This is a genomic window from Brachybacterium sp. 107 (assembly GCF_052379725.1).
Classification (GTDB): domain Bacteria; phylum Actinomycetota; class Actinomycetes; order Actinomycetales; family Dermabacteraceae; genus Brachybacterium.
The window spans coordinates 186759-209041 of sequence record NZ_JBQSYW010000002.1; the positions used below are offsets into that span (position 1 = coordinate 186759).

Here is a 22283-nt window from a genome sequence, read left to right on the forward strand (position 1 = left end):
ATCTTCAGCGCGCGGCGTGACGCATCGACAGGTCAGGCTCAGGCGGCGCAGCAGGAGAGTCTGGTGACGTCGGTGGTGAAGGACTGGGCGGTGAGCTTGAGGCCTTCAGCCATGGTCAGGTAGGGGCTCCAGAGGTTGGCGACCTGGTCGACGGTCATGCCGGCCTCAAGGATGTAGACACCGGCGGCGGCGAGGTCTCCGGCGTCCTGGGCGAGGGCGGTGATGCCGACGATAACGCCGGTGTCGGCGTCAGCGACGATCTTGATGAGCCCGCGGGTGCCCCTGTTCACGATCGCCCGCGGGACGTGCTCTAGGGGCAGGACGCGGCAGTCGCAGCGGATCCCGGCGGCGCGGGCCTGGTGGTCGGTCATCCCGACGGAGGCCAGGGCGGGACTGGTGAACACGACCCGGGGCAGGTGGCGGTAGTCGACCTCACGGCCGGCGCCGGTGAAGGCGTTATCGGCGACGAGGGTGCCGTGGGCGGCGGCGACGTACACGAACTGCGGGTGGGCGGTGACGTCTCCGGCCGCCCAGATGCGCGCGTTGGTGCTCCGCAGGTGGTCGTCGACGATCACCTCGCCGCGCTTACCGGCGCGCACGTCGACGGTGTCGAGACCGAGCGTGCCAGTGACCGGGCGGCGGCCGGTGGCGACGAGGACCTCGGCACCCCGGATCTCCTGTGAGCCGACGGCGGTGGTGGCGGTGACCGTGACCTCACCGCCGGCCGGGTCGCGGCGGACCGCGCTGGGCAACGCCCCGCGGATGATCTGGATGCCCTCATCGGCGAAGATTTCTTCCAGGGCGGTGGCGGCCTCAGGTTCCTCGTGCGAGGCCAGGCGTGAGCGGACCAGCATGGTGACCCGGGCACCGAGCCGGGCGAAGAGCTGGGCCTGCTCCATGGCGACGTAGCCACCGCCGATGACCAACAGCGATTCCGGGACGTAGTCCAGCTCCATCGCGGTCGTCGAGGTCAGGTAACCGGCCTCCTCGAGACCGGGGACCGGCGGCGCCCAGGGGGTGGAGCCGGTGGCGATGAGGAAGTGCGCGGCGCGGACCGTCTCCACCGTGCCGTCAGGGCCGGTGACGTGAAGTGCCGGCTCGGTCGGTGTGCCGACGAATGTGGCCTCCCCGGGGAGGAGGTCCCATCCGTACGCGGTAGCCAGGTCCAGGTACTTCTCGCGACGCAACGATCTGACGAGCTCATCCTTACCGGCGACCAGGACGGGCATGTCCACCGGTCCGACGTCGGGGAGCGCTAGGCCGGGGAACCGGGTGGCGTCGAGTGTGACGTGGCGGGCCTCGGCGGCCGCGAGTAGAGCCTTGGAGGGCACGCACCCGGTGTTCACGCAGGTACCGCCGACGGTGCCGCGCTCGATCATCACCACCCGCTTGCCCAGGTTGGAGGCGCGGATCGCGGCCGCGAACGCCGCCCCACCGGACCCGATCACCGCCAGGTCATACCACCTGCGCTTAGCCGCTGCACTCATGAGCTCCTCCTTCATCTCCCTCAGGATCGACCTTCCAGTGCACTGGAAGGTCAAGAGGGAGAATGAGTGGCATGCGGATCGGTGAGGTGGCCCAAGCGTCAGGCACGACAACCAAGACCCTGCGGTACTACGAGGAATTCGGACTGCTGCCGGCCGCGGACCGGACCCCGGCGGGTTACCGGGACTACGGCCCCGACGTGCTCGACCGGCTGGACTTCATTCGCCGGGGGCAAGCCGCCGGGCTGGCCCTGGCCCAGATCGGCCAGGTGCTGGGCATCCGTGACCGGGGGCAGGCCCCCTGCCAGCACGTCACCGACCTGCTCAACAGCCGCCTCGAGGTGATCGACCAGCAGATCACCCAACTCCAGCAACTGCGCACTACCGTCACCGCCCTGCGCGACGAGGCCGCATCTGCCGACCCGGCCACCTGCTCGCCCGGAGACGTCTGCCGCTACCTCTGACCCACTGACTCCCGATCCGGCTACGTGGCACCATCTCGGACATGACCGATGACAAGAGGTTGCGGTGCTCCTGCTGCGGACTGCTCCGGCCCCGCACGTCCCTTCACGCCCTCGGCAGTGAGCCCGCCTACATCTGCCGGCGCTGCGGACTCTGGGTCGCACTCCGGCTCCATAGCGACTACTGACAGCGCGTCACTTGCTCCGTGAACCGAACCAGGTCGGCTGCCGCTACCTTGCGGGCTCTCGATAGCCTGCTCCCTCGCGGCCTCGTCGAGCCGGTACCAAACAGGGGCACCCCAGCAAGCCAGTTACGTGCCGGTAGTTTACGGATGCCAATAGGGTGTGAATTCGTCTACCAAATGGCGGGGTTTTTCCACCGCTCCGTGGCGCCCTACCGCCGCGGTTCCGCGGAAAACAACTGAGTGCAAGCGTCGCGATCCGTACGGCAACGGGCGCGTCTGATCGAACCGTTGGCGCCCGTTGCTGCCCAATCAGAGACCGAAGGCTCCGCCGGTGACGAGGATGACGATGCCGAGGCCGATGAGAACGATGGGGAAGAGGATGTGCTCCCAGCGTTCGAGGACTTCGGCGATCGGTGGGCGGGTGGCGACGAACTTGGCCAGCACCACCAGGACCGCGACGAGTGCGAGGAAGACGATGCAGTATGCGACCACTGCGAGAGGCTCCACGCTCAGGAAGACCGGGGTGTAGACACCGATGTTGTCACCGCCGTTGGCGAGGGTGACGCCTGCGACTGTCCACACGCCGACCTTCTTGCCGGCAACCTTGGCCTCGTCATCATCGTCGTCATCGTCTCCGCGCCAGGCTTGCCACGCGGCCCAGAGACCGAGGCCCAGAGGGATGAGGCCGAAGTACGGGATGGCTGCCGATGGCAGGAACGCTCCGGCGCCGATGGTCACCAGAACAGCGGCACCGAGGATGCCGGCGAACCCGAGGTACTGCCCGGCGAGAATGCGGGCGGTGGTGCCGCGCTGGCCCGCGCCTCGGGCGAAGAAGAGGGAGAGCACGATGATGTCGTCGATGTTGGTCGCTACGAACAGGCCCACCGCCTGCAGGACCGAGGCGAGGATCACGCGCCCTCCCCAGCTGCGTCGCATCCGTAAACGGAGCAGGCAGGATCGATGCACGGGGCATCTTCGTCCACTGCCAGGGTGGCATCAACCAGCGCCGTCAGCGCCTGCGCCAGGTGCGAATCGGCGATCTCATACCGTGTCCGGCGACCCTCGGGCTCGGAGACGACGATCCCGCAATCGCGCAGGCATGCGAGATGGTTGGACACGTTGGGGCGCGTCAGATCCAGATCTCGGGCCAGTTCCGCCGGGTAAGCGGGCCCATCGAGCAGAGTCAGGATGATCCGGGACCGGGTCGGGTCGGCCAGTGCGCGACCCAGGCGGTTCATCACGTCGAGACGTGAAGCAATAGTCAGCATGCACTGAACTATACAGTGCGGCTTGAACAGTCGATGACCGGCGGCCTGGTGTTCTCGATCTCGTGACCCATTGCACGGCTATCGCAGCTGGAATCCTTCGGACAGTGAGGCGGCGACGTCGCCGGGGGTCAAGTATCGAGACGCTTCGGCAAAGCCCGTCCTCGGCGGCGCCCCATGATAAACGGGCTCGGGTGCGTCCCAAGAAGCTTCAGCTTTATGGGGCACGCGACTGGGCCCTTGTGGACTCGCCTCGAGCTGGGTCGATAGTGGGCCGGGATGTCTCGCGAAGCCGTCGCACCGTATTTCGTCTCAGATCTTCCGCGTGCTGGTGAGCCAGGCTGTCACTATCGGGTACACCCCAGCGCGACAGTCTGTGCCGAGGGGTGCCAGCCGTGTCAGTGAGGTCATGCTCGGCCCACTGCGACAGTTCTGCCCGAGGGTCTAAACACGGTGAAACCCTCCGGGCAGCGCGTGGCCCACGTATGTCGGCTTCAACGGTCCGGGGCGCGGAGTATTCGATGCTCCAGGGCCCGAGCTCTGGGCCGTGCGAGGCCTATCTGATCTATCCCTGGCACGTCCCATCGCCAGGGCCGCGCCCCGAGCGATCACCCCAATACTCGGCGACGAGTTGAGAAACCCCCGCCCACTACTCACGCCGAAAGGGCACCAGCCCGCAGCATCGACTTGTGAAGGAGGCAGCGGGAGACCGCGACTCGTATGGATGCAAGCTCCGTCGACCTCAGCGGCGCCTGGTCGCAGATCTGGGCCCGCATCGCCCCGGAACTGCAGGGCTTCGACCTGTTCCTCATCTTCCTCGCCGTGGCGGTCGCCGTCGTGGTGACCGTCAAGTACATCTACGACAGCCGACGCAAGGGCGGCGGTGACGTGCGCTCCGTGACCGTCGGACTGGTGATCGCCGCACTGCTCGCCGCACCCGGACTGATCATCCCGCTGCTGCTACTCATCGCGGATGGCCTCATCGCGATCTTCATCGCCATCATCGGCCTGATCGACATGTAGCCGAAAGGTCCAGGACAGCAGCAGAGGGAGGAGTCGCGGGTGAACGACGAGCAGACTGCCGACCGGGAGGTGTACCTGTACAACCTCACCGACATGACTGGCAAGAGCGCACAGGCCGAGCGCCGGTCCGTGCACTTCACTCTCGAGATGCGTCGCGGAACGCTGATCGCCAACGTCCTCGCCGTCCTCACCTCAGTCCTGGTCATGCTGATCGCATTCCCCGTCGTGCGCCTGCTCCCGCTCGTGCCGTTCTGGGCGGTCGTGATCCCGGGGTCGGCGGCTTACGTCGCGATCCTCGCCATCACGCTGCTCCGGCAGCGCCGGGGATTGCGGCTTTCGCAGTGGCGAGCGTTCTACGACAAGAAGCGCGCCCAGACTGGTGTGTTCATCCAGTGCGGCGCCGTCGTGGACCCGCTGTCCTCGACCGCCCTGCTGATCACGCCCTCGAGCACCTCGAACGAGCACCGCCCCGACTGGGACCCTGACCTGATCCTCGACGAGGTGAACGCCTGATGCCCACCACCACACACCGGCCACGGGCCTGGGCACGCATTCTCGCCCCACTGGCGATGATGATCGGAGCCTTCGCGCTCGTCCTCGGCCCCGCCTACGGTGACGACCTCACCGCGCCGGGAGAGACGATCACCTCGGCCCCGCAGACCGCGATCCTCCAGGCCGCCGGAGTCCAGCCTGCAGTACTGGACAGGGGCGCCCCGGTGGACAATATGCCCGCCTGTGCGAGCGTTGGTGGTGGCGAGGACCCCATCAAGTGCCTGCCCATCGTGCGCTGGGCGAACGCCATGCAGCTCGGCGACAGCGTCGAGTTCAACGTGACCCAGCCGCTGCGCAGCGTCGAGGTCAACATGATCGAGAAGACCAGCTTCACGGGAATCCTGGCCGTGGGGAACTTCGCCTGGCTCGCCGCAGCGCTGCTGGTCAACGCCGTCACCAACTTCGAAGTCAATGCACTGCTGGCCAAGCCCTTGAACGACTTCGCGGCCACGTTCGGCAGCTCGATCATTGAATCCGGAGCGATCTTCCTCATCCTCACCGTCGGCCTGCTCAGCCTGATCCTCGGAGCGGCCCGGGGCCAGTGCGGGCTGCGGCGCCTCGCGATGATGATCCTCAGCCTCGGCATCTTCACCGCCATGGTGATGGGGTCGATGAACGACCGCGGCCAAGGCACCACCTACGACCCCGGGACGTTCTCGCCCGCCTGGATGGTCCAAGAGCTCTCCGGAGCCTTCTCCGCAGCATCGGACACCATCGCGGCACCGATCTCGAACCGATCCTCCCAAGCCTCCACCGTCTTCTCCGCGGACGCCAAGGCCGACCCCACTTCGTGCAAGTCCTACATCGACACCCTGCACGCCCAGTACACCGGCTACTACGAGAAAACCGGCCAGACCGCCCCCGCCGCACTGGACGTCATGTCCCGCTGGTGGGAAGAGACCGCCTACCGCGCCTACGCAGACATCCAATACGGGGACCAGTCCAGCCTCGGCGCCGACTACTCCGCCTGCCAGCAACTGGAGACCAACACCAACATCGACCCCCACGACCGCGCGGCCATCCTGGAGGAGGCCTATTCCAGCGGCGAGGACGATTACTCCGCTGCCGTCCCGCCCGCCGGATCGCCCATGCTCAATGGCGGGTTCACCAATGAGGACCGCGCAGCCCGCCAGAACCAAGCCTGGGGCCTCTGCCAGGTCGACGCCTCCGGCAACTACACGCTCCGCTCCGACCTGCCCGCCGAAGGGATCAAGGGCGGCAAGATCGGCGGACCACTCACCCCCGAAGCCTGCGCCCAGATCTTCACCGGTGACGGCGTGAACAACGAGACCGGGGTCGTGTTCGCATTGCCCTTCGCCGACAAGGTCTCCCCGGACGTGACCGTCGGCAAGGTCAAGGACATCCAGTTCGCGGTCGTAGGCGACGCGAGCCTCCTGTCCAACCCCGAGAACGGGCTCGCCGAGCACCCCGAGGCGTACTCCTACGTCTCCAACTCCGCTGGCACGATCCGCACCTCGACCACGATGCTCGCCATCACCTACGCGATCAGCGCGCTCATCGGCGCCGCGGCCATGTCGATTCTCGCCGCAGTCTTGTTCATCATGAAGCTGCTCGCGCACGTAATGGCGTTCTTCCTCATCATCGCGGCACTGGCCGGTGTCATCTCCCAGGGGTTCGGCTCCGCCGCCAGCTTCTTCAAGGGCTGGATCGGCTACACCGCAATCACCTCCGTCACGACACTGCTGTTCGCCCTCGTCATGCTGATCGCCATGGCACTCATCCGCACCGGCGACGCGGTTCTGGGCGGCTGGGCCACGGCCATGATGCTGTGGATCGGGATCTGCCCCGCCATGTCGATCCTTCTGCTGAACTGGATGTTCAAGCGACTGTTCCGGACCCACAGCCCATTCACGCTCCGGGGGATGCAGGCCATGGCCGGTAATCCCCTGGCCGTCGCGGGCGCCGTCGGTGGCGGGGGAGCACTCACCAAGAACCTCCTTGAGCAAGGCCGCAGGAAGCTGACTGGTGCCGCCATGGACACCGCGAAGGGCCGACTCCTCGGACGCAAGGACACCGCCAACTCCAAGTCCGCCGCCGCCAACGAAGAACTCGTCGGCGACGCCACGAACACGCCCCAGGTCGACTCCGAGAAGTCGAAGCAGAAGGCGATCACCAGCGGCACCGAGGACGCCAAGGGCACCGTCACCGACGGAGCAAAGGACTCTGAGGATGCCCAGGCCGTCGAAGGTGACAGCGCCGCGAAGGTGACCGAGGGTTCGGACTCTTCGATCACCGATGCAGAGAGCGGGAATCGAGAGCAATCTGGAGTCGAGGTCAAGGGCGAAGTTGATAGCACGGGGCTGGTTGCCGATTCGCTCGACGGGCCCGACGATGAAGCGCAAGCTCCTATGTCCTTCGGCGCGCGCCTGGAGGCGTTCGAGGCCGACGGCCGCCACGATGACCGGATCGACGGCGCGACCAATCGCGCCGCCGGCATGGCGATTGCGGCCGGATCCGAGACGAAGTCCCTTGGCCGTCATGGTCGGCTCGCGATGCACCGGGTCCGCTCCGTCCCGGACAACGTGCGCCGACAGATCAGCGGCGGTGCCGGACTGCTCCAACAGAAGTGGACCGAGGGCAAGGCGACCCGCAGCGCGATCTGGAACAACAAGGCCCTGACCGCGCAGTACCTCGCCACCCGCGGCATCGGGGCAACCACCAAAGTCGTCGGCACCGCAGGCACCAAGCTCGCCGACGCCGCCACGAACCCCGCCACCTACAAGGCCGCAGTGAAGGGCGCCGCCCTGTACGGGGGTCTCGCGCTGGCCTCGGGCGGACTGGCCGTCCCTGCCGCAGTGATGGGCGGACGAGCCCTGCTGAAGCACCGCCGAAACATCGCCCACGGCACCGCCACGGCCGCCGGAACCGGAGTCGCAGCGCTGACCGGGCTGGCCAAGACCGCCTACCGGGCCGGCATCCCCGAGATGACGGCCTCTGACCGGCAGGAGGTGGTGGAGTCGATGGAGCTCGAGTCGCGTATCCGCGCCGACCAGTCCGAGAACACCCGCGCCCCGATCACCGAACTCGCCCACGGACTGCCCGTTGTTCAGGAGCGCCAGCTCGCCGCTGAGATGCGCGACGCCACGGCATCGTTCGATGCCTTCGAGGCCGAGAACGGTCGCACCCCGGACGCGAGTGAACGTGCCGCAATGGTCGACGGACTGCCGTTCTTCGAGTCGATGAACCAGGACGCCGAGTTGCGAGCACTGTTCGAGCAGAAGGTCGCCGCCGAGGCCGTGCAGGCGCAGGAGTTCTTCGACGACTACGCCGTTGAGCACGGCGCTGAGCTTCAGCCGGAGCGGATGCGGGAACTGACCAAGGAGCTGCCGTTCTATGCCCAGTCCATCCGGGGACTGGACCCGCGCCAGGGAACCCTCGAGCTCGCCGGCACGGGCAACGACTTCGCGCCCCGTCTTGACGCGGTGAACGAGCTCCGGTCGTATGACCCGCTGGCAGCATCAACGCCCGTCGCGGTGCCGATCCGTCAGGGGGCGTTCGACCTCGAGGGGAGCCGTGAGCAGCGATGACGACGCAACCTCGCGCCCCGTCCGGCAGCCCCGAGGGTGGCCGATTCGATACCATCTCCCGCCCCGATGCGCTGATGGATGCCACACTCGTGCCCATGAGCGAGAACGGAACGGACGGGTCGATCTACTTCCCCGAGCGCCTGCACAGCGCCGACGAGCACCTTTCGTGGTGGTCCACCGTGCCCGTTCCCGACGAAGTCCTCCAGTCCGTCATGGACGACTACACCAGTAGTCGTGCAGTCACTATCAACTCGATGGTTCCGGACTTCGAGAAGCCAGCGAAGCAACCCGGGTGGAGCCAGGCAGAACACGAGGCTCGCTCCCGCGATAAGGCTGAGGAGTACAACCAGAGCCTGCGTCGGTGGAAGGAGCACGTCCCCGAGAAGCTTGATCGGTTCGCCGTCCGCGACGCCGTTCGCACCCACCTTGCCTGGACCTACCGCTACACACTCCCCGCCGATGAGCAGACCAAGGTCGAACAGGCTCGGCTCACCGTCGGCGACTTCCGTGGCACACCGGCCGAGGTCTCCACGCACTTCGCGATGCCCGGGTTCGCCGCCCGGCACCCGGAAGCGTTCACGCGCCTGCCCGACGACAACACCGTTCTGCGCCGGCAGCTTGAGCAGCTCCGCGCCCAGGTCGACGCCGTCGACACGACCACCAAGAAAATGTACGTCAGCGACATGGTCGAGCAGGGCTACTCCTCCGACCAGATCGAAGCCGACCTGCGCGGTGAACGCCCCGGCGCCCCTGTCGGTGGCCGAAAGGCACTGAAGAGTTTCAAGAAGGACTGAGCTGGAGGTAGTCAGCCGTCGGTTCTGCTGACGTACGTGACACCTCGCCGATCGATCTCCACCTTAAAGATGCTTTCACCCTTGCCGGCGAAGATAACGCGCCAGCCTCCGTCGCGAAGCTCTTCCTCGCCAGTTTGCCGCAACGCAGAGCGTTCAATACTGTAGGTCGTGACGACGCGCGCGGAGGCCCTCTCGATTGCCTCCTTGCGGGTCAATAGGTCTTCGTCGTGTGACCCGAGTCGAGTTAAGATGCGCTCTATGTAGAAGCCGATGACAGCCGGAGTTATTACTTCGCTCACCTCAAGTATCAGCGCGATCGCATCGCCGGAAGCTCCCCAGTTGACGTGCGACTCTGTGATCTTGAGGTCGTGCATGTGAGGGACCGAAGGGTCCTCCTCACTCCGAATCATCTCCGAGAGCTCCGCGAGTAGAAGACTCTTGAATTCTTCGTCTGACTCGCCCGCATTCGGGGTGAACGAAAAGACTGATGCATCTATACGGGGTGAAATAGTGCTCGCTTTGCGTGCAATTGTCACCTCTGCCTGCATAAGGCGGCTGAGGCCTCGGGGGTTGAGGAAAACTTCATCGTGGGTTGGCACTATTTGTTATACCTGTGTTCTCTAATGTGACGATCTGCCATCCGGCAGCGTGAATGTCGGGTAGGAGTCAGGAAAAGGTTAGCGTCCGCGGGACTGAGCGTGCTGGCAGGACCGACCCGCTTTGGAGGCCTGCGCGGATCATCGCACGTGCCAGAGACAATAAAGGTCCAGGCAATGCAGCTGGAACCGAGAGGCGCTGACAAGCTTCAGCAACGAAGGGGCCGCAACGTCACGGTGCTCACGGTGAGCTCAGGTGCGGCCGCGCAGCTACGCAGCACCGGCCTCCCGGAAGGCTTCCAACATTTGCACCTTCTCCAGGGCCCTCATCTTCGCCTGCGCGGGCTCGCGGAGCTCGATGGGCTGGCCGGCGAGGCGCGAGACCATCGCGGCGATGACGACGGCGTCGGCGACGTCATTGCCGGTGATCTCGGCCTGCTTGTAGGTGGCGGCAGCGGTGACGAGAACGAGGTCCTTACCAGCGTTGCCCTTGCCTGTCGCGTACATCATTCGCGACGGGGGAGAGACCTCCACGACCGGGACGCTGCGGGCTTCGAGCTGCCCGACGATCCACCACCACAGCCCCGAGCGGTCATGGATCTTTCCGGCGTTCCGCATCCCGTAGGCCGGCGATTCGATCCCGACCACGTCGGCGTCATCGACGAGGTCCAGGATCTCCGCCGTGATCTTCTCCATGCGCTCGAAGCGGGTTCGGACGGTCTCCGTCCCCGGAGCGGGCGGCTTCGACGTCACGGTCGCGGTCTCTACACGTTCGGGAGAGCGGACCACGGCCACCCCCGTGCTGGTGAGGGACGGGTCGATTCCGGCGATGATCATGCCGCGTCCAGGTGCTCGTGGAGGCGCTGGCTGTGGGTGCGCAGGCGCCGGATCCCGCGCTGCAGGTCTGACTCCAGGTCGACAGCCTCGACATGGACGCCAGCGTGCCGGCAGGCGGTCTCGACCCGGGCGCGGAGCTCCTCGCCAACGGGGCTGAGGGTCTCATTGCCGTCGTACCGGTTGCGCATCATCGTGTCCGGGAGATTGCGAACGTTCACGCTCAGCGAGGGCCTGCCCTGGTCGATCGTGATGACGGGGATGTAGCTCGGGCCGGTCGGCAGCGACTGGTCCTGGCACTGCTCGGCGAAGGTCTGCAGGAGCTTGTCCTGTATCGCTCGCGCCTCATCGAGCGTCGCCGGCCTGGCACCAGTGCCGATGCGAGGGGTCGGGGGTTGTGGGTGTTGCTGCATCCATGCGCTCAGGGCGTGTTGCTGGGCTGCCGATTCGCACAGCGCCTCGGCCTCGTACAGGTCGTCATCGGCCATCCGATCGGCGATCGCGCGGGCGATCCGGCCGGCATTCGCGGGGTCGTGGGCGGCCAGGGCCGGGCTCAGTTCTGCGAGACGTGCCTCGGCTTCGGTGGGGGAGAGCTCGTGGGTCTCGTAGGCGAACTCCGCCAGGTGGCGATGGACGACGTAGGGGTGGTCCAGATCGCCGTTGATCAGAATCGTCGATCCGTCATCGAGGGTGACGTGCGTGAGGGTGCCGTCGTCGTCGTGGTGCTCGACCGTTCCATCGAGCAGGACCCGGTCGGCGATCGTCCCGTTCTCGTGGAACGTCGAGTCCGCATCGGAAGTCGGGTACTCCCAGGAGATCCCCGCATCCTCGTGATCCCAGTCCACCATCGGATCCAGCGGGTCCGCGGCGACGTCGATGTCGGCCTCTGCGCGGGTGGTGGTGGCGAACTCTCCCGGATTGCCCTGCTCGCCGGTGTCGCGCTTGCGGGGCTTCAGGGTGTGCTCCGACATGGTCCGCTCCTCGTCCTCGTCATCGGGTCTCACCGCGGGCAGTGGGCGAGCACGTTCCTTCGCGGGACGGCGGTTCAGCCCCACTTGTGCAGGAGCAGGTCATTGCGGAAGTCGCCGAGGGTGGCGCTGACCGTGGCGGAGAGGTCCTCGTCGGTGACGCCCTCGTAGCCGGTGTGGGTGAGTTCGAGTGTGCTCGAGGCCGAGTTCCACCTGGCCTCGCCGGGGAATCCCAGGTCGTCACCGAATGCTTCGGGGTCGTCGCTGTGCGTCTCGAGGTAGGCATCGACCTGATCGTCGGAGACCTCGTCGTCGCGGACTTCCCAGGGCACGAACCCTTCGCGGTACCCGGAGGTCGGCAGCTGATCTCGGTTGATCTGGATCGAGACGACGGTGCGCCCCTCGGCATCGAATCGAGCTTCGATGTGCTCGGTGAGGTGGCGGAGCGCGGAAGACACGACCACGTCCCGCCCAGGCGCCGGGGACTCGGGGAGCCGAACCGCGACGTCGTGCCGGGCAGTCACAGCGAACTGGCCGCCGTTGCCCTGCTCGCCGGTGTCGCGCTTGCGAAGCTTCGTCGTGGCCATGCCCGTGCCTCCTCGCTGAACGTCTCTTGCCCCGGGGAGTGGGCGAAGGCTCCACGTGGCGGGACGGCAGCCCGAGCAACGAAGGGCCCCTCGCCTACGCTGCGTGAGCGGGACGAGGGGCCGGCGGACGGTGACGTGCTGTCAGACAGCAGTAACCGTTCGGGTGCGGGTGCCGGCGAGGGTCTTCACCTTCTCGGGGCGAAAGCCCGACCAGTGATCCCTGTCGGTGACGACGACCGGGGCTTGGACGTAGCCCAGCGACTTGACCTTCGCCAGCGCCTCGGCATCCTCGGTGATGTCGACGACGTCGTAGGCGAGGCCCGCCTTGTTCAGCGCGCGCTTTGTCGCATCGCACTGCACACAGTGGGGTTTGGAGTACACAAGCGAGCAGAGATGCATTGGATGAATCAATGGTCTGGTTGTTGACTCGGCCTCACCGCGCACCGCGGGACCGGTTCGACGTGACTGAGCGGCTTCGCTGCCGCGTGGCTTTCGGCGGATCCAACCCTTTCTTTGCCTGGTCAAGAGCCCAATCGGGGCTTGCTGCATGCTGCGAACACCGCTCCGGAGGAAACCGTCCGATCGCAGACCTCTCGTTGCGCTGACAGACTCCATGATACGTTCACAGCATGTTTGATGCAGTAGAAGGAATCGTGAGGTGTGGGTGGTGACCCGTGAGGTCCGGTCCCTGGCTCCGGTGTTGCTGCTGGACCCGGCTCGCTCGACGTTCGATGAGATGCTGCGCCGGTACGCCGTGTCGATGCGTTCTCGCGGACTGTCAGAAGGCACGATCCGGGTGCATCAGTTTGGCGTGAAGCGGTTCTTCCGTTTCGCTGGGACCTATCCGTGGGAGTGGCGGCCGCAGGACGTCGAGGACTTCACCTCGTCGCTGCTGTCTCGCCCGGAGCCGTTGGCGCACTCCACGATCCGGGGCTACCACCAGATCTTGAAGGGCTTCTGCGGGTACGTCTCGCACCCGTCCTACGACTGGGCCGATGTCTGTCTAGAACGGTTCGGGGCCGCGCCAGCCCAGATCTGTCATCCGTGGAACACCTTCGCGCACCTGGCCGAGTTCGAAGCGCGGCCCACTCGACGGCCGTTCGGGTACGACGAGCTCGAGGCCTTCTTCGCTCAGGCCGATGAACGCGCCCACGACCTACTCGAGGGCCGCAAGAAGGGTGCGTTGCCCGCATTGCGTGACGCCCAGTTCTTCAAGACGGTCTACGCGTTCGGGCTCCGACGTCGCGAGGCGGTGATGCTCGATCTGAACGACCTCCGCCCCAATCCCTACGTTCCCGAGTGGGGCGCGTATGCGAAGGTGCAGGTTCGATACGGCAAGGCGATGAGGGGATCACCGCCTCGCCGCCGCACCGTGCTGGCGTGCCCGGAATTCGCGTGGGCGTCGGAAGGGCTTCGCTACTGGGTTGAGGAAGTCCGTCCGCGGCTCGCACCTGCGACTGATGCTCTGTGGGTCAGTGCGCGACGCACTCGCATGACAACCCGCACGGTGGACCACCGGTTCGCGCAGATCCGCGAGGCGGCGGGCTTGGATCCTGCGCTGACGTTGCACAGCCTCCGCCACTCCTACGTGACCCACCTGGTCGAGTTCGGCTACGCCGCCCAGTTCGTGCAGGAGCAGGTCGGACACAATCACTCGTCGACGACCGCGATTTACACGTCGGTCGGTGACGATTTCAAGAATCGGATCTTCCAAGAAGCGCTGCGGCGCGTGCTCGGAGAAGGAGAAACCGCATGACCCGGCAGTTCGATTGGCATCTTCGCCGCAAGCTTGCCGAGCGCGGCATCTACAAGACCACCGAGCTGGTGCCGCTGCTCGCCGAGCAGGGCGTGAAACTCTCACGCGAGCAGGTCTACCGCCTGGTGACATCCAACCCGCAACGACTGAATATCGAAGTCCTCGACGCGCTCTGCGTGATCCTCGACTGCACACCGAACGACCTGATCAGCTTCACCGTTGCGGCACGTGCGCAGCCAAAAGCCGCCGATGGCGGCACGGTCACCGACATCGGCACACTCAAGACTGTCCCGGCACGGATCACCCGGCCCGACAAATCGTGACCTCTCGATCATCTACCGCTCTTCTCGACAACACCGCCGCACTGCTCGCTCACGGTGATCCGTGGACGGCGGTCGGCGAGGCGGGGGTGCGTGCACTGCTCGAGCAGCTTGCCCCCACGCCACAGGGGCAGGCACATTTTCGACGTTTCCTTGCCAGGGTGGACGCGACCTGGATCAGCGACGCCGATCCGCACCTTCCCCGTCAGGCGCAACGTTTGCTGCGGATGCTCCGAGCCAGCGGGTTCCCGGTCGTACTGCCAGCATGCGGCGAATGCGGCGGGGGACAGCTACTCACGCAAACGCTCGAGGATGGGCGTAGAGTCTGCAACACGTGCCGGAAAGCTCGATACACCCGTCGCTGCGATGAGTGCGACAAGACCAGAGTGATCTCGCACCGCATCGAGGGGAAGAGCGTGTGCGGCACGTGCCGCCGCCGGCAGCCGGAGGCGAAGGAGGCGTGCATCCGATGCGGGCACGACCGGCTCGTCCAGAACAGAACAGCGGATGGCCCGATCTGCCCCCAGTGCGCGCCCGGCAAGATCGAGCCTTGCGTCCACTGCGGCAGGGAGCGGCGAGTCCGGGTCAAGTTCCTCGGCGGCGCGACTTGTGACCCCTGCTTCAGCATCATCCGCGGCACACGCCGCCCCTGCCCGCGCTGCGGCACGGTCGGCCTGGTCGCGTCGGTCGCCGACGACGGTACTCTGGCGTGCTCGGCATGCACCGGGGTGCGATCGCGGTTCATCTGCGCCGAGTGTGGCGTCGAGGACATCCGCAACGGGAAACGCTGCTACCCGTGCCTTGCACGCATCGCCATAGACGACCTGTTCGCCGCCGGAACGCCCGCCCGCCGTCGGGCGCTCGAACCGCTCCGGCAACGCCTCTTCGAACACCCTGAACCCAAGAGCATGGCACGCTGGCCCGGCCGCAGTGCATCCGCAGCGATCCTGTGTGAAATTCTCACCGAGGACATCGAGCTCACCCACGAAGCGTTGGACCGCCACCCCACGGTCCAGGCGGCGAGCCTGCTACGGCATTCGCTCGTCGACGTGGGCGCGCTCGAACCGCGGGACACCGCATCCGTGCAGTTCATGGCCTGGATCGACACGTTCCTCCAGGGCCGCCCCGAACACATCACGCGCACCCTCGGCCCGTTCTGCCGGTGGCACGTTCCTGCCCGCATCCGGCTATTCGTCCAACGCAACGGGATCACAGACGGCACGTTCGTTCGCGCCCGCCGCGTGTGCCGTATCGCCGCTGACTTTCTCGCCCACCTTGATACTGATGGGATCGAGCTGAAGACCGCCCCGCAAGACGCCGTGGAGTCTTATCTCGACCGGTACCCGCGCAACTTCGAACCGCTCGCTGTGTTCTTGCGCTGGGCGTCGCAGAGAGGCATCGCCGAACGGATCCACCCGGTCCCTTCTCCATATGCGATTCCCTATACCGCGTACCCAATCGATACCTACCGGGCGTGGATGCACCGATTCGCGACCGACGAAACAATCCGGCTCAGAACCCGCATCTGCGGGCTACTCGCCGGGATATCGGGCAGGCCAAGCACGACGATCGCAGGCCTGACCACCGCCAGCATCATCGATGACACCGACGGGATGCAGCTCCGGCTCGGGGCGACACCCTTCCAGCTGCCGCCGCCCTTGCCAGCGCTGATCCGACGGCAACTCGCCACCCCACGGCGATGGGACACGGAGTCAACGTGGATCTTCCCGTCGAAGCTGCGAGCTGGTGAACACGTGCACGCCAGCCGGTTCACCACCGAACTGCAACACCTCAACTGCGGCCTGGTCGAGCTCCGAGGAGCCGCACTGCTAAACCTCGCCGCCACCATGCCCGTCGCACCACTCTGCGACCTCACCGGAGCGTCACCGAACGTTGCTGCAAGATGGCAGACCGTCGCAGCATCCGCCTATGCGCAATACCCCGCGATCCGGCCTCGAGCCGAGCCCGACCACAGCATCTCTGTCCGAAGTCGCGCGAACGAGTAACCCGCGTGTTCGGGAACCTATGCAGGGGAGTAGGGACGCTCGGCGTACCGTACACATATCCACGCTCGCCCGTCACCGTCTTGTGACTCGGTACGCGCGCAGGTAGCGTGCCGCAGACGAACACTGTCGTTTATCAAATCACACTGAGGGGTAGATCACGATGGCGCGATCCACGCACGGGGGTAGAAGAGTATTCGGGGCGCTGACATCAGTCTTGCTCGCGGGAGCAATGGTTCTTGCGGGAACCGGTGTCGCTGTCGCGGAACAGCCAGCGTCAGAGACCGTTTCAGCGGAACGAGTCGAGGAATCTCTGCAGAACGTAGAGACGCATGATTCCGACTTGTTGGTCGCGCCGGTTTCGCCGGACGCCTATGGGGCTGATGGCTTGGGATACTCGGTTCCTATTGGTGGTGGGAGCGTTGGAGTTCCTAGCGACGCCTCGCAGGGCGTGACGTTCCAAGAAGCCGGAGGTGAAACCCTAGCCATTCAATTGCCGAATTCTGAAAAGGCTGACTCCGTGGAGTTGCTTGAGGACGGCACTTTTACATATCCAGATACGAGCAGCGCTAACGCCGTCGTGGTGACGGAGCGTGGCGTGCAGATGCTGACTGCCATCGCGAATGAGGAAGCCTCGACGAGCTACACCTACGAGCTCGACCTCGCTGAGGAGCAGAGTATCCAAGTGACTCCTAGCGGGGCAGCCATGGTGGTTGATGCTGCTGGTAATACGGTGCTGGTGTTCGGAGAGCCGTGGGCCTCGGATGCGGAGGGCAAGCCCGTCGATACCTGGTTCGAGGTAGACGGGCCGACTTTGACTCAGGTCGTGGACCACCAGGACACCGAGAACGTCGCTTACCCCGTCGTGTCTGATCCGATCTTCCTTGCACCGTGGATGGTCAAGTGCCTGGTTGGCATTGGCCTCAAGGGCCCCGACATCACGCGCATCGCACAGCTGGGTACTCCCTACTCAATCTTGGCCGCCTTCGGCCGTGGGGCCGTAGCTTGCATCTTCATGAAGTGATGTCGATGTTCAGACGCCGAAGCAGATCCGAGCTCGAAGCAGATCTCCTAGAAGTTGAGAGGCAGATCGGCGATAACCCTCTCGCATCAGAAAGAGTGGTGGCGGCTCAGAGCGTGGTGGAGCGCAACGAAGGGGAGGGTAAGGAGAAGATCTCTTCGATTCTGGCTGAGCGGGGGCTTCCCAGCCTCGAGGAACTAGGTCGAGTCCAGTTGCGAAACACGACGCGCTGGTGGCGGCTCCATCGCCAGAAGAAGCGCCTAACGCGGCAACTGGAGCGGTAACAACTATCAGCTAGCCTTCCATGAAGATCACGGAGGGCTGGCTGGCGTCTTGGACTTCGCGACTTTGCGAACCATTGATATGACCACACCGGGGTCAGTTAGTAGCTCGCGGCTCTCCGGATTGCGTATGAACTGATTCAGCATTCCTTGAGTGCTCAAGAGGCTCCGATACCAGTAGCCGCCGAAATGGTGTCGGCTAACCGGGAGAGAGATAGTAACGCCATCGACGTCCGTAATTGCAGTGCTTCCGTCTTTTGGGACGAAGCCTGGATCGTCGTACACTGCAGCGATCAGCGCTGCGTATGAGATCTGCGTTATCCATCCTGCAAGTGCGTGCCTGGAACTCTTCAAGTCTAGGTTAAGTAAGACAATCTCGGACCAATCGAACGCCGATCGCCATTCGTTCTGGACGAGGTGAACGACTCCCGGGGGTGTGAGCAGCAGAGCGTGGCGACGGGGGTCGCCGACAGCGAGGCCTTCCGCCACTTCTTCCAGCGGGCCGAATCGCTCCAATACTCCCACCTCCTAGCTATCGAAGTTCGACGGCCGTTTAACGGCTTCATGATCGGTGCCGCTGAGCTGCCGAGTGATCACAGCATGATACTCGTCTAATACGACGTGGGGCGCGACCATGCTCGTTCTCCCAATTTCCCCGGCAACCGCGCGCGGAGCCGCTTGGGCTCTCAGTTCCTAGCATCGGCAAAGGTGAAGGTGAACCAACATCGGCGCTGCCGGCCGTTGGGTGACCGTTCGCGGCGAGTTTCGTCTGCGGCGCGCGCGTCGCTACAGGGACTGTTGCTCAGGCCGAAGCTAATCGGGCTCGCCGTCACTATCTCAAAGATGGAGGGCATCGTCGGCGTGATCGTCGCGACGGCAACGAGTCGCCATGGGACGGCTGGACCGCGACCTCAACAGGAAGGGCAATCACACCGCAACTGCGAAGTCATTCGAGAGTTGCTCACTGCGATAGAGCACTTGCACCAGACGGTGATGGCCATCGGGGGAGTCCTCACTTTCGGCTGGGGCGGCACGCCGGTCTTTCCGGGGCCGCAGGTATGCGCCAGGTGAAGTGGGCGGAGGATTCTCGAGTCAGTGGCCCCGGGACTTGGCCGGGCGGCTCGGACCCGGGCATGTGCAGGAGGGCACCGAGGTCAGCCAAGGCCCTCCGTCAGCTGATGAGGTTCCGACGCACCTGGGTCATGGTGGCGGCATCTTCGACGCCTTCCTGGGCCTCGATCAAGCTGTGCCAGTCGCTGCCATGTACCCAGGTCAGATGGGTCATGTGGCGGGATGCCATCACGCACAGCCTGCCGAGGGCGAGGTGATGGTCGGAGACGGTCGTGGCCGACGCCAGGGGATCCAGGGCGATCACGGCGTGCCACTGCCCGCCTTGCAGGCGATCCGCAGTTCCGACGGTGATCCCGGGGTACGTGCCCATGGCGGAGAGGAAGCCGGCGATGCCGTTGACGGCTATGTTGTCGCCGGCCACGACGCAGACGTCGCTCGGGGTCAGCGGGCGGCTTCCGTCGTCGGTGACGACCTCCTGCCCGACATAGGCGGCAGCCAAGCGTGCGACCTCCGCGTACAGGTCCACCGGATATGCGCGGTCTACGCGGATGCTCTCGATCTCGTCGTGGCCGACGATGCGACGGTCCGGCCGGGAGGAGTCGAAAGGGAAGTCGTACAGCGGGGCGATCGCATCTACGGTGCGCTGCCCGAGCCGGAAAGAGGTCGGCAGATGCGCGACCATCGCGGACGGGTGATTGCGGAGCACGTCGGGGGCGCGGCCGTGCGGCGGGTAGGGGCTGTCCTCGAACACGGACGTGTCGGCGGTGATCACGGGTCCGATCTGGCCGGGGTCCCCGACCATCAGCACCTGCTCGGAACCCTTCGTCGCAGCCGTTAGGGACGCGAACGTGGACTGGTAGGCCTCGTCCACGATCAGCAGATCGCAGGTGGTGGACGTGCTCATCGCCATCGACGCCATGGTCCGCACGACGATATCCCCAGCCTGACCTTGGAATGCGCCGCTGCCGGGAGTGTGGATCGCAGAGGTCGAGGCCCTTTCCACACCATTCAGGGCCAGGACGACGGATGCCTGTTCGTGCACGTCGGCCAGTCGCTCAGCAACCGAGGTGGCCGCGGCGCGGGTCGGTGCGGCCACCGTGACGGTCAGGTCCGTGTTCGCACCGAGCCACAGGGCGGCGTTGACCAGCAGGGTGGTCTTCCCGGAGCCTGGCGGGGAATCGATGATCGTCACCCGCCGCCCCGACACGGTCTCGTACAGCGCCTGCGACAGCACTGACCCCGGCACCAGCGACTGCCACGACGGCACCTGCCGGGCAGAGGTGATCTCCTCGGGCGACGGCTCCACGCGGGGTGCCTTCGACGTGTCGATCCCCAGGGTGTTCAGGTCCGCCGCGCTCAGGGCCACGTCTCCTCCTCCATCAGGTGCTGCCGTCCCTCACCAAGTGGGCGAACCGGAGTACCTGCGGGACGCTCCGGCAGGTGTCACGGCTACCGATTCCGTTGGCGTCGCGGCTCCCGTGCCGCCCGTAAGGTGTCTGAGTCAGGCCGGCGCCCCAGCGACGGACACCGAGGGCATCCAGTCGGGCGTCGTGTCCGTGCCGTCGGAGGTGATCAGCGCGATCGTCGGGAACGCCGTCGCGGTCTCCGGCCAGTTCGTGCCGCCGTCGGTCGCGACGATCACCAGCTCAAGCTCCTTCTCGAACGTCTCCGGGATCGCGGCCAGTCCCAGGCGCATGTCCGTCCCGCCGCCGCCGGAGGCAGAGCGCAGCACGTCCTTCACGGATAGCGCGCGCGCTTTGTAGACCGCGGCGTCCACGTCCATGACGAGCACGCGGTCCGGATGCACACCGCAGCGTTGGGCGATCTCGAGGACTTCGCGACCGACCTCGCCGAGTTCCTGGTCGCTCACCGACCCGGACGTGTCGCGGATGACCACGATGGTGGGATCGGGGCGGAACGTGCCCGGCAGGATGATCTTGCGGCCCTTGGACCCATCCGGCATCCGCACCCGAACGCTCTGGCGGCGCGAAGCACGAGAAAACGTCTTGAACGTCCCCCGCGGCTTCCGGCGCACCGCCCGTCGCAAGTACCCGCCGATCACCGTCTGCCACGGGATCACGCTCGGCGCGGTCACTTCGACCGCCCAGCGGCCCAGCCGACCGGCATCGGCTCCCTTGTCCTTGAGAATCGCTGCGGCGACGTTCTGCACGGCGGCGACAACCTCGAAGTCCTCCGCCGGGGGAGCCAGCAGATCCAGGTCCTCCCAAGCGCGGGTGAGGAATGCCAGCGAGGCACGGTCCGCCAGGTCGGTCCCGAGCGTCACGGCCCCGTCGAACAGGTCCCCGGCCAGGTCGTCGAGAGAGAACACGTGCTCCATGTCGGAGGCGTGGGCGCGGCGGGCGAGATCGTCGTAGTACTCGATGACGCTCAGCCCCCGGTCCATGTCGATCTTCTCCGCCGTGGTGGAGACGGTCGAGGGGAAGGCGAGGCCTGCGTCCTCGAGGTCGTCGTTCACGGCGGCATCGGCGGCCATACGCCACAGGTCGGGGGAGAGGGTGCCATCAGCCTCGAGCTTCGTTACCGACAGCGCGTGATGGTCGAACATGACGTGGAACATGAGGTGGACCAGGACCTGTCCGCTCTCGTCGTCGCTAAAGTCGCGATCCATTGCGTCCACGTCGAGGAACACCCGCAGGTGGGGATCGACGGCGCCGAGGGTCTCGATGCCCGGCACGTTCACGTACCGGGAGGCGTACAGCAGCGCGGCGATGTACGGGGCGCGCTTCTCGGCGATCGCACGCCACACCGACAGTCGATCCTCCTGGTCGGTGGTGAGCTTCCGGGCGTGACCGGACATGATGTCCTCCTCGTGCTGGGGTACCCGTGAAGTGGGCGAACACCAGCCCCGAGAGGACGAGAGGACCCCGGAGCGCGCTGCTCTACCGGCGGCACTTCAGCACTGCCGGCGCGTCGTGATCCTGGCCGACTGTCACCCCGGCGCGTAGGCTGGTTCCATGACGTCGAGGCTGGAGAACTACATCGCCGAGGGCAGGACCCTCGATGCTGACGAGCGCGAAATCGCCGCCCTCTCCCTTCAGCAGATCGACGAGGATCGGCAGGCCGAGGTCGACGCCGCCTGGGTCGAGACCATCACCCGCCGACTCGATGAGCTGATGAGCGGGAAGGTCGAGCCAGTCAGCGGCCGTGCGACCCGAGCCAAGGCGCGCGAACTCCTCGCTCAGCGACGCAAGTGACCCTGGACTGGCACGAACACCCCGAAGCGAGCTCCGAGTATCTCGATGCTGTCGGCAAGTACGCGGACATCGACGACGGCAGGCTTGGTGACGAGTTCGCCGACGTGGCTGATGCCGCCTCCAACCTGATCCTGCAGTGGCCGGATTCGCCGCCCCCGTACATGGGGCGTCGACATGATCCCGTAGTGCGAAGCTGGCAGCTCGGCAAGTTCCCCTACCGCCTCATCTACGTTGTCCGTGCCGGCGAGATCGTCGTCCTGGCCTACGCCCACGAGTCGCGGGAGCCCGGATACTGGACGGACCGTCTCAACCGCTGATA

General features: G+C 65.7%; 21 protein-coding genes. 11 read left to right on the top strand and 10 right to left on the bottom strand.

Annotated features, from left to right (window positions below; translation table 11 throughout):
* Positions 1 to 38: 38 nt before the first annotated feature.
* Positions 39 to 1487: a mercury(II) reductase gene (gene merA / locus ACT3UL_RS03320; protein WP_444576726.1), complete on the bottom strand. Its 1449-nt coding sequence runs from the start codon at positions 1485 to 1487 to the stop codon at positions 39 to 41.
* A gap of 71 nt (positions 1488 to 1558) precedes the next feature.
* Here merA and ACT3UL_RS03325 point away from each other — a divergent pair, with 71 nt between their 5' ends.
* A complete protein-coding gene (locus tag ACT3UL_RS03325; protein ID WP_209905287.1) occupies positions 1559 to 1948 on the top strand; it encodes a heavy metal-responsive transcriptional regulator in 390 nt (129 codons plus the stop codon).
* 491 nt (positions 1949 to 2439) lie between these two features.
* On the opposite strand, the gene ACT3UL_RS03330 is transcribed toward ACT3UL_RS03325, so the two are convergent.
* Positions 2440 to 3042 (bottom strand): cadmium resistance transporter, encoded by a 603-nt coding sequence (locus tag ACT3UL_RS03330; RefSeq protein WP_444576728.1) that lies wholly within the window; start codon positions 3040 to 3042, stop codon positions 2440 to 2442.
* A complete protein-coding gene (gene cmtR, locus ACT3UL_RS03335) occupies positions 3039 to 3398 on the bottom strand; it encodes a Cd(II)/Pb(II)-sensing metalloregulatory transcriptional regulator CmtR (RefSeq protein ID WP_209905289.1) in 360 nt (119 codons plus the stop codon). The genes ACT3UL_RS03330 and cmtR overlap by 4 nt, the downstream gene beginning before the upstream one ends.
* A gap of 717 nt (positions 3399 to 4115) precedes the next feature.
* Between cmtR and ACT3UL_RS03340 the strand changes: the two genes are divergently transcribed.
* The 4 genes from ACT3UL_RS03340 to ACT3UL_RS03355 all read left to right on the top strand — a co-directional run bounded on the left by ACT3UL_RS03340 (position 4116) and on the right by ACT3UL_RS03355 (position 9312).
* Positions 4116 to 4418 carry a hypothetical protein gene (locus tag ACT3UL_RS03340; RefSeq protein ID WP_209905290.1) on the top strand — a complete coding sequence of 101 codons (303 nt, stop codon included), beginning with the start codon at positions 4116 to 4118 and terminating at the stop codon, positions 4416 to 4418.
* A 39-nt stretch (positions 4419 to 4457) separates the two neighbouring features.
* On the top strand, positions 4458 to 4931 hold the full coding sequence (locus ACT3UL_RS03345) for a hypothetical protein (protein ID WP_444576730.1): 474 nt from the start codon (positions 4458 to 4460) through the stop codon (positions 4929 to 4931).
* On the top strand, positions 4931 to 8518 hold the full coding sequence (locus ACT3UL_RS03350; protein WP_444576732.1) for a hypothetical protein: 3588 nt from the start codon (positions 4931 to 4933) through the stop codon (positions 8516 to 8518). Before ACT3UL_RS03345 ends, ACT3UL_RS03350 begins: the two co-directional genes overlap by 1 nt.
* A gap of 95 nt (positions 8519 to 8613) precedes the next feature.
* A complete protein-coding gene (locus ACT3UL_RS03355) occupies positions 8614 to 9312 on the top strand; it encodes a hypothetical protein (RefSeq protein ID WP_444576734.1) in 699 nt (232 codons plus the stop codon).
* 11 nt (positions 9313 to 9323) lie between these two features.
* On the opposite strand, the gene ACT3UL_RS03360 is transcribed toward ACT3UL_RS03355, so the two are convergent.
* The 5 genes from ACT3UL_RS03360 to nrdH form a co-directional block, all read right to left on the bottom strand.
* Complete coding sequence (locus ACT3UL_RS03360; protein WP_444576736.1) at positions 9324 to 9848, bottom strand: hypothetical protein; 525 nt, start codon at positions 9846 to 9848, stop codon at positions 9324 to 9326.
* A 330-nt stretch (positions 9849 to 10178) separates the two neighbouring features.
* The gene (locus tag ACT3UL_RS03365; RefSeq protein ID WP_444576738.1) at positions 10179 to 10745 is read right to left on the bottom strand and encodes a crossover junction endodeoxyribonuclease RuvC; all 567 of its coding nucleotides are present in this window, start codon (positions 10743 to 10745) and stop codon (positions 10179 to 10181) included.
* The gene (locus ACT3UL_RS03370; protein ID WP_444576739.1) at positions 10742 to 11713 is read right to left on the bottom strand and encodes a hypothetical protein; all 972 of its coding nucleotides are present in this window, start codon (positions 11711 to 11713) and stop codon (positions 10742 to 10744) included. The genes ACT3UL_RS03365 and ACT3UL_RS03370 overlap by 4 nt, the downstream gene beginning before the upstream one ends.
* A gap of 74 nt (positions 11714 to 11787) precedes the next feature.
* Complete coding sequence (locus tag ACT3UL_RS03375; protein WP_444576741.1) at positions 11788 to 12297, bottom strand: hypothetical protein; 510 nt, start codon at positions 12295 to 12297, stop codon at positions 11788 to 11790.
* 141 nt (positions 12298 to 12438) lie between these two features.
* Complete coding sequence (gene nrdH, locus ACT3UL_RS03380; protein WP_444576742.1) at positions 12439 to 12696, bottom strand: glutaredoxin-like protein NrdH; 258 nt, start codon at positions 12694 to 12696, stop codon at positions 12439 to 12441.
* Positions 12697 to 12964: 268 nt separating this feature from the next.
* Here nrdH and ACT3UL_RS03385 point away from each other — a divergent pair, with 268 nt between their 5' ends.
* The 4 genes from ACT3UL_RS03385 to ACT3UL_RS03400 all read left to right on the top strand — a co-directional run bounded on the left by ACT3UL_RS03385 (position 12965) and on the right by ACT3UL_RS03400 (position 17400).
* Entirely contained in the window at positions 12965 to 14053 is a 1089-nt protein-coding gene (locus ACT3UL_RS03385; RefSeq protein ID WP_257007931.1) for a tyrosine-type recombinase/integrase, read from the top strand.
* Positions 14050 to 14376 (top strand): helix-turn-helix domain-containing protein, encoded by a 327-nt coding sequence (locus ACT3UL_RS03390; RefSeq protein ID WP_193106592.1) that lies wholly within the window; start codon positions 14050 to 14052, stop codon positions 14374 to 14376. The genes ACT3UL_RS03385 and ACT3UL_RS03390 overlap by 4 nt, the downstream gene beginning before the upstream one ends.
* Positions 14373 to 16379 carry a hypothetical protein gene (locus ACT3UL_RS03395; RefSeq protein WP_193119535.1) on the top strand — a complete coding sequence of 669 codons (2007 nt, stop codon included), beginning with the start codon at positions 14373 to 14375 and terminating at the stop codon, positions 16377 to 16379. Before ACT3UL_RS03390 ends, ACT3UL_RS03395 begins: the two co-directional genes overlap by 4 nt.
* Positions 16380 to 16539: 160 nt before the next feature.
* Positions 16540 to 17400 carry a hypothetical protein gene (locus tag ACT3UL_RS03400; protein ID WP_193106593.1) on the top strand — a complete coding sequence of 287 codons (861 nt, stop codon included), beginning with the start codon at positions 16540 to 16542 and terminating at the stop codon, positions 17398 to 17400.
* Positions 17401 to 18849: 1449 nt separating this feature from the next.
* On the opposite strand, the gene ACT3UL_RS03405 is transcribed toward ACT3UL_RS03400, so the two are convergent.
* Both ACT3UL_RS03405 and ACT3UL_RS03410 read right to left on the bottom strand, forming a co-directional pair.
* The gene (locus ACT3UL_RS03405; RefSeq protein ID WP_444576743.1) at positions 18850 to 20115 is read right to left on the bottom strand and encodes an AAA domain-containing protein; all 1266 of its coding nucleotides are present in this window, start codon (positions 20113 to 20115) and stop codon (positions 18850 to 18852) included.
* Between the two features lie 135 nt (positions 20116 to 20250).
* Positions 20251 to 21567, bottom strand: coding sequence for a vWA domain-containing protein (locus ACT3UL_RS03410; protein WP_444576744.1), 1317 nt, complete (start codon positions 21565 to 21567; stop codon positions 20251 to 20253).
* A 157-nt stretch (positions 21568 to 21724) separates the two neighbouring features.
* Here ACT3UL_RS03410 and ACT3UL_RS03415 point away from each other — a divergent pair, with 157 nt between their 5' ends.
* On the top strand, positions 21725 to 21964 hold the full coding sequence (locus ACT3UL_RS03415) for an addiction module protein (RefSeq protein ID WP_444576745.1): 240 nt from the start codon (positions 21725 to 21727) through the stop codon (positions 21962 to 21964).
* Positions 21961 to 22281 carry a hypothetical protein gene (locus tag ACT3UL_RS03420; RefSeq protein WP_444576746.1) on the top strand — a complete coding sequence of 107 codons (321 nt, stop codon included), beginning with the start codon at positions 21961 to 21963 and terminating at the stop codon, positions 22279 to 22281. Before ACT3UL_RS03415 ends, ACT3UL_RS03420 begins: the two co-directional genes overlap by 4 nt.
* Positions 22282 to 22283 lie beyond the last annotated feature (2 nt).

Coding starts and splice junctions, on each gene's coding strand:
- merA (WP_444576726.1), bottom strand. CDS start 1,487: ATGAGTGCAGCGGCTAAGCGCAGGTGGTATGACCTGGCGGTGATCGGG.
- ACT3UL_RS03325 (WP_209905287.1), top strand. CDS start 1,559: ATGCGGATCGGTGAGGTGGCCCAAGCGTCAGGCACGACAACCAAGACC.
- cmtR (WP_209905289.1), bottom strand. CDS start 3,398: ATGCTGACTATTGCTTCACGTCTCGACGTGATGAACCGCCTGGGTCGC.
- ACT3UL_RS03340 (WP_209905290.1), top strand. CDS start 4,116: ATGGATGCAAGCTCCGTCGACCTCAGCGGCGCCTGGTCGCAGATCTGG.
- ACT3UL_RS03350 (WP_444576732.1), top strand. CDS start 4,931: ATGCCCACCACCACACACCGGCCACGGGCCTGGGCACGCATTCTCGCC.
- ACT3UL_RS03355 (WP_444576734.1), top strand. CDS start 8,614: ATGAGCGAGAACGGAACGGACGGGTCGATCTACTTCCCCGAGCGCCTG.
- ACT3UL_RS03365 (WP_444576738.1), bottom strand. CDS start 10,745: ATGATCATCGCCGGAATCGACCCGTCCCTCACCAGCACGGGGGTGGCC.
- ACT3UL_RS03370 (WP_444576739.1), bottom strand. CDS start 11,713: ATGTCGGAGCACACCCTGAAGCCCCGCAAGCGCGACACCGGCGAGCAG.
- ACT3UL_RS03375 (WP_444576741.1), bottom strand. CDS start 12,297: ATGGCCACGACGAAGCTTCGCAAGCGCGACACCGGCGAGCAGGGCAAC.
- nrdH (WP_444576742.1), bottom strand. CDS start 12,696: ATGCATCTCTGCTCGCTTGTGTACTCCAAACCCCACTGTGTGCAGTGC.
- ACT3UL_RS03390 (WP_193106592.1), top strand. CDS start 14,050: ATGACCCGGCAGTTCGATTGGCATCTTCGCCGCAAGCTTGCCGAGCGC.
- ACT3UL_RS03400 (WP_193106593.1), top strand. CDS start 16,540: ATGGCGCGATCCACGCACGGGGGTAGAAGAGTATTCGGGGCGCTGACA.
- ACT3UL_RS03410 (WP_444576744.1), bottom strand. CDS start 21,567: ATGTCCGGTCACGCCCGGAAGCTCACCACCGACCAGGAGGATCGACTG.
- ACT3UL_RS03415 (WP_444576745.1), top strand. CDS start 21,725: ATGACGTCGAGGCTGGAGAACTACATCGCCGAGGGCAGGACCCTCGAT.